A 6,442-nucleotide genomic window follows, 5' to 3' on the forward strand; every position below is an offset into this window, starting at 1 on the left:
TTCTCGGCGCACCCGCTCCCCCTCAGGGACGAGGGGGAGCGGAGGCGGTTGAACCGCGTACGACCAGCTCGGGCATGAACACGAACTCGGAGTGCGGGGCGGGGGTGCCGCCCACCTCTTCGAGGAGCGCGCGGACCGCGGCCTGCCCCATCGCCTGGACGGGCTGCCGGATGGTGGTCAGCGGCGGATCGGTGAACGCTATGAGGGGCGAGTCGTCGAAACCGACGACGGAGACGTCCCGGGGGACGTCGAGCCCCTGCTGGCGTGCGGCCCGGATCGCGCCGAGCGCCATCATGTCGCTGGCGCAGACGACCGCCGTGCAGCCCCGGGAGATCAGCGCCCCTGCCGCGGCCTGGCCGCCCTCCAGGGTGTACAGGGAGTGCTGGATCAGCTCCTCGGACTCCTCGGGGCCGAGGCCGAGGCGCTCCGCCATGCCCTGCTGGAAGCCCTCTATCTTGCGGAGCACCGGCACGAACCGCTTCGGTCCGACGGCGAGCCCGATCCGGGTGTGCCCGAGCGCGGCCAGGTGCGTCACCGCGAGCCGCATCGCCGCCCGGTCGTCGGGGGAGACGAAGGGCGCCTGGACCTTGGGCGAGAAGCCGTTGAGGAGGACGTACGGGACGCCCTTGCCGCGCAGCTGGTCGTAGCGCGTCATGTCGGCGGTGGTGTCGGCGTGGAGTCCGGAGACGAAGATGATGCCGGCGACGCCGCGCTCCACCAGCATGTCCGTGAGCTCGTCCTCGGTGGACCCGCCGGGGGTCTGCGTCGCGAGGACCGGCGTGTAGCCCTGCCGGGTCAGGGCCTGCCCGATGACCTGCGCGAGCGCGGGGAAGATCGGGTTGTCCAGTTCGGGGGTGATGAGGCCGACGAGCCCCGCGCTGCGCTGGCGCAGTCGTACGGGCCGCTCGTAGCCGAGCACGTCGAGCGCGGCAAGGACGGACTCGCGGGTGGCCGTGGCCACGCCCGGCTTGCCGTTGAGCACGCGGCTGACTGTGGCCTCACTGACCCCCGCCTGGGCTGCGATGTCGGAGAGCCGCGCGGTCATGAGGATGGACTGTACCGGTCACGCGGCGTATTGCCCACCGGTCGGGTGATGCAAGCCACCTCGCAAGGTCTTGCAGGATTTGCGGGGCGCGCGGAGAGCAGGAAGGGCGTGTGTATGGGACTGCGAGCCCCCTGAGAGGCCTGTCTCAGCTGCTGTCAAGCGATCCGATGGCAACCTTAGGGACACGCGGATGTAACGATCGCCGGGCCTTGCAGAAAGTTCTCGCAAGGTCTTTCGGCTCGTTTTCATCCCTGTTACGTTCCTGGCAACCCGGAGCGCCGCGAGGGAGCGGTCGCATGAGGAAGGTTCCAGCCCCTCGTCCCCCCGGGATCAGTTGAAGGAGTTCACATGCGGCGTGGCATAGCGGCCACCGCGCTGGTCGCGGCCCTGGGCGTGACCCTGGCGGCGTGCGGGAGTGACAGCGGTTCCAACGGCGGCTCGACGGGCTCGGGTGAGCTCTCCGGCACCGTGACCTGGTGGGACACCTCGACGGTCGGCTCCGAGGACAAGGTCTTCAAGAAGGTCGCCGAGGACTTCAAGAAGAAGCACCCCAAGGTCACCGTCAAGTACGTGAACGTGCCGTTCGGCGAGGCGCAGAACAAGTTCAAGAACGCCGCGCAGTCCGGCTCCGGCGCGCCCGACGTCATCCGCTCCGAGGTCGCCTGGACCCCCGAGTTCGCGGACCTCGGCTACCTGGCCCCGCTCGACGGCACCCCGGCCCTCAAGGACGCGGACGACTTCCTGGAGCAGGCCGCCGCCTCCACCAAGTACAACGGCAAGACGTACGCGGTGCCGCAGGTCATCGACTCCATGGGCATCTTCTACAACAAGAAGATCTTCAAGGAGGCCGGCGTCGAGGTCCCCAAGACCATCGCCGAGCTGAAGACCGTCTCCGCCAAGATCAAGGAGAAGACCGGCAAGACCGGTCTCTACCTGCGCGGCGACGACCCGTACTGGTTCCTCTCCTTCCTGTACGGCGAGGGCGGCAACCTCGTCGACGCCGAGAAGAAGACGATCACCATCGACAACCCCGCCGGCGTGAAGGCCCTCGCCACGGTGAAGGACCTGGTCGACTCCAAGGCGGCGATCACCGACGCCACCAACGGCTGGGACAACATGCAGGCGTCCTTCAAGGACGGCAAGGTCGCGATGATGATCAACGGCCCGTGGGCCGTCGCCGACACCTACGCCGGCAAGGAGTTCACGGACAAGGCCAACCTGGGCATCGCCCCGGTCCCGGCCGGCTCCGCCAACCAGGGCGCCCCGCAGGGCGGTCACAACCTCGCCGTCTACGCGGGCTCCAAGAACCTCGACGCGTCCTACGCCTTCGCCGAGTACATGACCTCGGTCGAGACCCAGACGACGATCGCGAAGGAGCTCAGCCTCCTCCCGACCCGCGAGTCCGTCTTCATCAAGCCGGACGTCGCCACCAACGAGATGATCGGCTTCTTCAAGCCCGTCGTCGAGAAGGCGGTCGAGCGCCCCTGGATCCCCGAGGGCGGCAGCCTCTTCGAGCCGGTCAAGGTCGAGTACACCAAGGTGCTCACCGGCCAGACCAGCCCGGACGCCGGCGCCAAGGCGATCGGCGACTCCTACCGCAAGCTCCTGAAGGACTGGAAGTAAGAAGGAAGGCAGGCCGACTGATGGCTGTGGACACTCCCAGCCAGTCGGTGGCGAAGGCCGCGGGTGACACCGTCACCCGCGGCCGGAGCCGCGGTACTGGTGACAACGGCGGCGCCGCGCGTCGATCCCTCTCCACCCACTGGTACGCCTGGGCCATGGTCGCCCCGGTGATCGTCGTCCTCGGCGTGATCATCGGATACCCGCTGGTCCGCGGCATCTACCTGTCGTTCACCGATGCCAACGAGCGCAACGTCGCCCGCAGCATCGGCGTCAACGAGATCCCGGCCACCTACGAGTTCGTCGGCCTGGACAACTACGTCGACGCGGTCACCGGAAGCCAGTTCCTCGCCACCCTGGGGTGGACGGTCCTGTGGACCGTCTCCTGCGTGGCCGTCACCTTCGCCCTCGGCCTGGCCCTCGCCAACATCCTGAACCGCAGGATCGCCGGCCGCTCCCTCTACCGGATGCTGCTGATCCTGCCGTGGGCGGTGCCCGGCTTCGTCTCCGTCTTCGCCTGGCGCTTCCTGTACGACGAGCGCCGCGGCATGCTCAACCAGATCCTCACGGGCGGCGGCATCGACGGCATCCCGTGGCTGAACGACCCGACCTGGGCCAAGTTCTCGGTCATCCTCGTCAACGTCTGGCTCGGCATCCCGTTCATGATGGTCGCCCTCCTCGGCGGGCTCCAGTCCATCCCCGGCGAGCTGTACGAGGCCGCCGAGATGGACGGCGCCAACGCCTGGCAGCGCTTCCGGCACATCACCATGCCGGGCCTGCGGTCCGTCAGCACCACGGTGATCCTGCTGTCGACCATCTGGACCTTCAACATGTTCCCGGTGATCTTCCTGCTCACCCGGGGCGGGCCCGGCGAGGCCACCCAGATCCTCGTCACCCAGGCGTACAAGTTCTCCTTCGAGATCAGCCCGCGCGACTTCGCCCAGTCGTCCACGTGGGGCGTCCTGATCCTGATCCTCCTGATGGTCTTCGCCGCGTTCTACCGGCGCGTCCTCCGCAAGCAGGGAGAAGTCTGGTGACCACCACGACCCCCACCCCCCAGGCCGTGAACACCCCGGTCCGCGGCCGCCGTTCACCGCTCGCCTCGGTCGCGCTGCACACCACGCTCATCGTGGCGTCCGTGATCGCCGTCTTCCCGGTCCTCTGGGTCCTGCTGACCTCCCTGAAGCCGGCGAAGTACGCGACCACCACGGACTTCTTCAAAGAGACGACCCTCGAGAACTTCACGAACCTGCTGAACGACACCCCGTTCCTCACCTGGTTCGCCAACTCGCTGCTCGTCGCCGGCCTCACCACCGTCGTCGGCGTCTTCATCTCCGCCACCACGGGCTACGCCGTGAGCCGCTTCCGCTTTCCCGGCAAGCGCGGCCTGATGTGGACGCTGCTCATCACCCAGATGTTCCCGGTCGCCGTCCTCATCGTGCCGATCTACAACATCATGGCGTCGATGGGCCTGCTCAACCAGCCGGTCGGCCTCGTCATCACGTACCTGACGATCGCCGTCCCGTTCTGCGCGTGGATGATGAAGGGCTTCTTCGACACCATCCCGCGCGAGATCGACGAGTCCGGCTACGTCGACGGCCTCACCCCGTTCGGCACGTTCTGGCGGCTGATCCTGCCGCTCGCCAAGCCGGGCATCGCCGTCACCGCCTTCTACTCCTTCATCACCGCCTGGGGCGAGGTCGCCTACGCCTCCGCCTTCATGGTCGGCGACGAGAACCTCACCCTGGCCGGCGGACTGCAGAAGTTCGTCAACCAGTACGGCGCCCAGTGGGGCCCGATGGCCGCGGCCTCCGTGCTCATCGCCATCCCCGCCGCCCTGGTGTTCCTCTTCGCCCAGCGGCACCTGGTCACCGGCATGTCCGCCGGTGCCGTCAAGGGCTGACGGCCCTGAGCGCCCCTCCTGTACGCACCCCTGTACGCATCTCCTTACCTCCCAGGGAAGACATGACCCAGCATCTCGCCACCCCGGCCGACGCCCCGACCACCGGCACGCTCACGGGCTGGTGGAGAGACGCCGTGATCTACCAGGTCTACCCGCGCAGCTTCGCCGACGGCAACGGCGACGGCATGGGCGACCTGGAGGGCATCCGGAGTCGGCTGCCGTACCTCAAGGAACTCGGCGTCGACGCCGTCTGGCTCTCCCCGTTCTACGCCTCGCCGCAGGCCGACGCCGGTTACGACGTCGCCGACTACCGGGCCATCGACCCCATGTTCGGCTCGCTCCTCGACGCCGACGCGCTGATCCGCGAGGCCCACGGACTGGGCCTGCGCATCATCGTCGACCTGGTCCCCAACCACTCCTCCGACCAGCACGAGTGGTTCCAGCGCGCGCTGCGCGAGGGCCCCGGGTCGCCGCTGCGCGAGCGCTACCACTTCCGCCCCGGCAAGGGATCGAGCGGCGAACTGCCGCCCAACGACTGGGAGTCCATCTTCGGCGGCCCGGCCTGGACCCGCACCGAGGACCCGGACGGCACCCCCGGCGACTGGTACCTGCACCTGTTCGCCCCGGAGCAGCCCGACTTCAACTGGGAGCACCCGGCCGTACGGGACGAGTTCCGGTCGATCCTCCGCTTCTGGCTCGACATGGGCGTCGACGGCTTCCGCGTCGACGTCGCCCACGGCCTCGTCAAGGCCGAGGGCCTGCCCGACCTCGGCGCCCACGACCAGCTGAAGCTGCTCGGCAACGACGTCATGCCCTTCTTCGACCAGGACGGCGTCCACGAGGTCTACCGCTCCTGGCGGCAGGTCCTCTCCGAGTACGACGGTGAGCGCGTCCTCGTCGCCGAGGCCTGGACCCCGACCGTCGCGCGCACCGCGAACTACGTGCGCCCCGACGAGATGCACCAGGCCTTCAACTTCCAGTACCTGGGCACCCACTGGGACGCCGCCGAACTGCGTACCGTCATCGACGAGTCCCTTGAGGCGATGCGCCCGGTCGGCGCCCCCACCACCTGGGTCCTCTCCAACCACGACGTCACCCGGCACGCCACCCGCTTCGCCAACCCGGCGGGCCTCGGCACCCAGCTGCGGACCCCCGGCGACCGTGAACTCGGCCTGCGCCGGGCGCGTGCCGCGACCCTGCTGATGCTGGCGCTGCCCGGCTCGGCGTACGTCTACCAGGGCGAGGAGCTCGGCCTGCCGGACGTCACCGATCTGCCCGACGAGGTGCGCCAGGACCCGTCGTTCTGGCGGGCCAGCGGCCAGGACGGCTTCCGCGACGGCTGCCGGGTCCCGATCCCGTGGTCCGTCGAGGGCTCCTCGTACGGCTTCGGCGGCGGCGGCTCCTGGCTGCCGCAGCCCGCGACCTGGGGCGCCCTGAGCGTCGAGGCGCAGACCGGTGACCCCGGCTCCACCCTGGAGCTGTACCGCAGCGCGCTCGCCGTGCGCCGCGAGCGCCCCGAACTCGGTGCGGGCGAAGGCGTCGAGTGGCTGGAGGCACCCGAGGGTGTGCTCTCCTTCCGCCGCGACGGATTCGTCTGCACCGCCAACACCACCGGCCGGGCCATCTCCGTCCCGCTGCCCGGCCGGTATCTCCTCTCCAACGAGGACGTCAAGATCGTCGACGATGAGGCACTCGTGCCCGCCGACACCACCGTCTGGTGGGCGGTGTGACGATCCCCCTGCCGCGGGGGGGCGGGGCCGGCGCCCCCCCCCCCGGGGGGCCCAAGCGGGCCCCTCCGGCCGCAGCGAGGGCCCCCGCAGCCCGGGGCGCAAACGGACCGCGGGGGTGGGCGGGGCGCCCCGGCGCCAAGTGGG

At 69.4% G+C, this 6,442-nt stretch carries 5 protein-coding genes; 4 read left to right on the forward strand and 1 reads right to left on the reverse strand.

The annotated features are described in order from the left end of the window. Positions 1–22: 22 nt before the first annotated feature. Entirely contained in the window at positions 23–1,045 is a 1,023-nt protein-coding gene (locus ACIRB7_RS08770) for a LacI family DNA-binding transcriptional regulator (RefSeq protein WP_403594312.1), read from the reverse strand. Positions 1,046–1,393: 348 nt separating this feature from the next. On the opposite strand from ACIRB7_RS08770, the gene ACIRB7_RS08775 reads away from it, so the two are divergent. From ACIRB7_RS08775 to ACIRB7_RS08790, 4 genes are all read left to right on the forward strand, one after another. Next, the gene (locus ACIRB7_RS08775; protein WP_403594315.1) at positions 1,394–2,668 is read left to right on the forward strand and encodes an extracellular solute-binding protein; all 1,275 of its coding nucleotides are present in this window, start codon (positions 1,394–1,396) and stop codon (positions 2,666–2,668) included. 20 nt (positions 2,669–2,688) lie between these two features. Then, on the forward strand, positions 2,689–3,702 hold the full coding sequence (locus ACIRB7_RS08780) for a carbohydrate ABC transporter permease (RefSeq protein ID WP_403594318.1): 1,014 nt from the start codon (positions 2,689–2,691) through the stop codon (positions 3,700–3,702). Then, positions 3,696–4,568 carry a sugar ABC transporter permease gene (locus tag ACIRB7_RS08785; protein ID WP_403594437.1) on the forward strand — a complete coding sequence of 291 codons (873 nt, stop codon included), beginning with the start codon at positions 3,696–3,698 and terminating at the stop codon, positions 4,566–4,568. Before ACIRB7_RS08780 ends, ACIRB7_RS08785 begins: the two co-directional genes overlap by 7 nt. Before the next feature lie 62 nt (positions 4,569–4,630). After that, positions 4,631–6,298 carry a glycoside hydrolase family 13 protein gene (locus ACIRB7_RS08790; protein ID WP_403594321.1) on the forward strand — a complete coding sequence of 556 codons (1,668 nt, stop codon included), beginning with the start codon at positions 4,631–4,633 and terminating at the stop codon, positions 6,296–6,298. Positions 6,299–6,442: the final 144 nt, after the last annotated feature.

It is taken from the genome of Streptomyces sp. NPDC093795, from assembly GCF_044764665.1.
In the GTDB taxonomy this organism is placed as follows: domain Bacteria; phylum Actinomycetota; class Actinomycetes; order Streptomycetales; family Streptomycetaceae; genus Streptomyces.

Excerpts from the sequence above, each read along its gene's own strand:
- ACIRB7_RS08770 (WP_403594312.1), bottom strand. The coding sequence starts at position 1,045 with ATGACCGCGCGGCTCTCCGACATCGCAGCCCAGGCGGGGGTCAGTGAG.
- ACIRB7_RS08775 (WP_403594315.1), top strand. The coding sequence starts at position 1,394 with ATGCGGCGTGGCATAGCGGCCACCGCGCTGGTCGCGGCCCTGGGCGTG.
- ACIRB7_RS08780 (WP_403594318.1), top strand. The coding sequence starts at position 2,689 with ATGGCTGTGGACACTCCCAGCCAGTCGGTGGCGAAGGCCGCGGGTGAC.
- ACIRB7_RS08790 (WP_403594321.1), top strand. The coding sequence starts at position 4,631 with ATGACCCAGCATCTCGCCACCCCGGCCGACGCCCCGACCACCGGCACG.